We start from the raw sequence: 2,882 nt of genomic DNA, 5'->3' as shown, positions 1-2,882 counted from the left end.
GATCCACTCCTACAAGAGCTGCATCAACCTCTCAGGCACAACGCGCCGCAACACCCCTTGACAACACCCCACCCGGCTTAACCGAACGGCATTGGTACTAGCTCCTCGGTCCATCGCTGCCGAACGGGCCGTGGGACGCCGCGCGCGGCGACCATGCCGATGTCCGTTGTCGTTGCTTGCTGCCGAGGCAATCGTTGGAGTGGCGTTCCTAGCGGTGCGAGGTGCCATTGTGCCGGGGGAGCGATGGAAGCATCAGGGTCCAGGTCGCGCAATGATCGTGCTACGTGCTCGTCGAAGGGGAGCCAGTGCACGTGCGGTATACCCATGGAGCTCGCCCGGATGCGCGTGCGGACTGCGTTGGCGTCGCCTGTGCAAGAGGCTGCCAGAAACAGATGATCGACACGGATGTCCGCGAGCCGATGCTCGGACATGAGGGGGAGTGCCTGAGCGTCAAGCATCACGGCGACCCGCCCGTGACCGTTTCGTTCGGCAGGACCCAACGAAGATCACCGTTCGCCACTGCCACCGCGAGCGCGTCGCCAGGAGGCCGGGGTGGGCGCCGGGCATCGTCGACGCCCACGAATTCGACGAGTGCCATCCGAATGCCTGCTGCTGCGCACTCCTGCACGATTCTTCCGAGATCAATCGGAGCGCTGACCATCGGGTTAGCGAGAAAGACGATGTCGACGGCAGCGTCCGGATGCTTCCCTGCGCCCGATATGTGCGACGGCGCAGGGAACGGTGCGCGGGCTGGCGGATGGACCAGGGCGCTTGCATCTCCGCCGGCGATCTGTGCATGCCAGCCATCGAACCCGACCCGGTAGGCGTCCCGCGCCGGATGGCGGTAGAGCATCCCGAAGTCGTTGCGGGACAAGGAGTCCGGTGTCGTCTGGACGATGGCGAGCGGCTCATCCAGCGTCACGACGCTCTGTGGGGAGAACCGCGCCTTGATCCGGTGGACGAACTCCGTGTCAGCCGCTCGACGTACCGAGTCGAACCCACCGAGCGCCGGGGCACGACGTCACGCTCGAAGAACAACGAGGAGAGGTTGACGCGCCGGGGAGAGCGTCCAAGAGCTGTCAGAGCCAGCCTCGCACTTGCTCGTACAGAGTGGCTCAGGGTTGCTACGGCCCCAGAGGCCTCCATGGCGCAGATGTGCCGCTCGATACGTTGCGCGTGAGAGAAGTCGTCAGCGCCATGGATGGTGAGGTATCGGCCGCGTGCAGCCGTCAGGCCCCGGTTCTGGGCCGAGTAGGCACCAGCATTCTGCTCGCTGCGGAGGACCCGGACTCGGTGATCAGCTCTCGCTGCTTCGTCGATGAGCTCCCGGCCGGCTGTCGAACCGTCGTCGCAGAGGAGCAGCTCGATGTCCGTCCACGTTTGTTCAAGGACGCTGCGGACCGCTGTCAGGAGGCTCTGGTCCGGATTGAAAACCGGCATGATGACGCTCACCAGATCACCGTGCGCTGCAGGTGTGTCGACGCAGGTGAGAAGGTCGAACGGTGCCTGATCCTCTTCCCGCAAGGTCACCGGCGCCGCACGGGTCAGCGTGAATGGCCGATTCAAGCTTCTCAGCCACAGTTCTCTCGAACTCGTCTTCTCGTGCAGGAACGGGTTCAAGACATCTGTCCGGACACTCCACAAGACGTGCTGGTCGACGAGGTGGAGCCGGTCCGCACCGAGTGCACCGATCGGGTCGGTCTGCCCGGACAGGTAGAGAGCCTGGAGATAGAGGGACCACAGGCGCGGACCTACAGCGGGTGCCTCGGGTGCTTGGAGTGCATGGTCGAGGATGGCAAGCACATCGGTGACATCCGAGGACTCGTGCGGTGCAGCAGCCAGCAGGTACCCGAACCAGGCGAGGTCCCGCCGGTTCAGCCGTCCCCATCGGCCGTCTCGTGCCCTGTGTATGAGATCCCGTGCGCCGAACTGTCCGCGGCTCGCGCGCATGGCCAGCGCGTCGAGCCACCGCGACCCTTCGTGTCGCGTGGCAAAGCGACCAAGCGATGCCAGAACGGTGTCTGGCGGGAGCTCGGGCAGATCGTCTTGCATCACACTCTCCCTTCGCTCACGGTCATCAGGAACAGTACCGCTGCCAACGCACCGAGCTCCTCGACCGTCTTTCGCCCTGCCCGCCGTGTTGATCGGGACCGCGGTCGCGGCACCGGCCTCCGCCGGTTCGTAGGGTGCGCAGGCATCCCCGGTGCCCAGTGGGCGATCACAAAGCTTGCGCTCCTCGTCTGGAAGTACCGGAAGAAGCTTGCCGCAGCGCTCTCCGCTGCAGGCCTGACCGCCGCACAGCTCGCACCGCTCGCGAACGCAAAGAAGCCGTGACCACTCGACCACCTCCTCTAGGGTGAGGAGCTGACATGTCGGATCGAACGAAATACCTGACGCTGGTCCTCTCGCTCTACCTGGTGGCGGTCGCGATCCTGGTCGCGGTCATCGCGGGGACCTTCCAGCGCCAGCTCCTCGCTGTCACCGTGGACCTCGCTCCGATGATCCTGATCTGCCTGGTGGGCACCGTCGTGCACGGTTTCCGGCACGACCTCGACTCCTGACCGGCCGGCCCCCTGTACTGAGTCGGCCGCGCGCCGGGGTCACGGCCGGGGACCACGCTCCTTGGTACTCGCCCGAGGTGTTCCCAGCCGTGCCCGTTACACTCCCTTGTCGGTTGCGCCGGGGACGGCTCGGGTGGCTGGGTGCGTGACCAGGTCGACCGATGGTTAGGACTTCGCGAGTGACGACAACACGGCAGACGACGAGTGAACGTCCGGTGCGCGGCGAGGGTGTGTCTTCGCGTGTGGGGGGTGGGGGTTTTCGGCCTGATATTGAGGGGTTGCGGGCTGTTGCGATTGGGTTGGTGCTGGTCTACCACGCGG

General features: G+C 65.4%; 3 protein-coding genes. 1 reads left to right on the top strand and 2 read right to left on the bottom strand.

The features are described from left to right. Positions 1-457 precede the first annotated feature (457 nt). Complete coding sequence (locus tag K338_RS25755) at positions 458-922, bottom strand: hypothetical protein (protein WP_157612657.1); 465 nt, start codon at positions 920-922, stop codon at positions 458-460. Continuing rightward, a complete protein-coding gene (locus K338_RS0119385; RefSeq protein WP_022919792.1) occupies positions 919-2,052 on the bottom strand; it encodes a glycosyltransferase family 2 protein in 1,134 nt (377 codons plus the stop codon). Before K338_RS0119385 ends, K338_RS25755 begins: the two co-directional genes overlap by 4 nt. 317 nt (positions 2,053-2,369) lie before the next feature. Here K338_RS0119385 and K338_RS0119380 point away from each other — a divergent pair, with 317 nt between their 5' ends. Next, a complete protein-coding gene (locus K338_RS0119380) occupies positions 2,370-2,561 on the top strand; it encodes a hypothetical protein (RefSeq protein ID WP_022919791.1) in 192 nt (63 codons plus the stop codon). Positions 2,562-2,882 lie beyond the last annotated feature (321 nt).

The sequence above is a fragment of the Ruania albidiflava DSM 18029 genome (assembly GCF_000421225.1).
GTDB classification, from domain to species: domain Bacteria; phylum Actinomycetota; class Actinomycetes; order Actinomycetales; family Beutenbergiaceae; genus Ruania; species Ruania albidiflava.
This window is presented reverse-complemented; position numbering and strand designations above follow the sequence as displayed.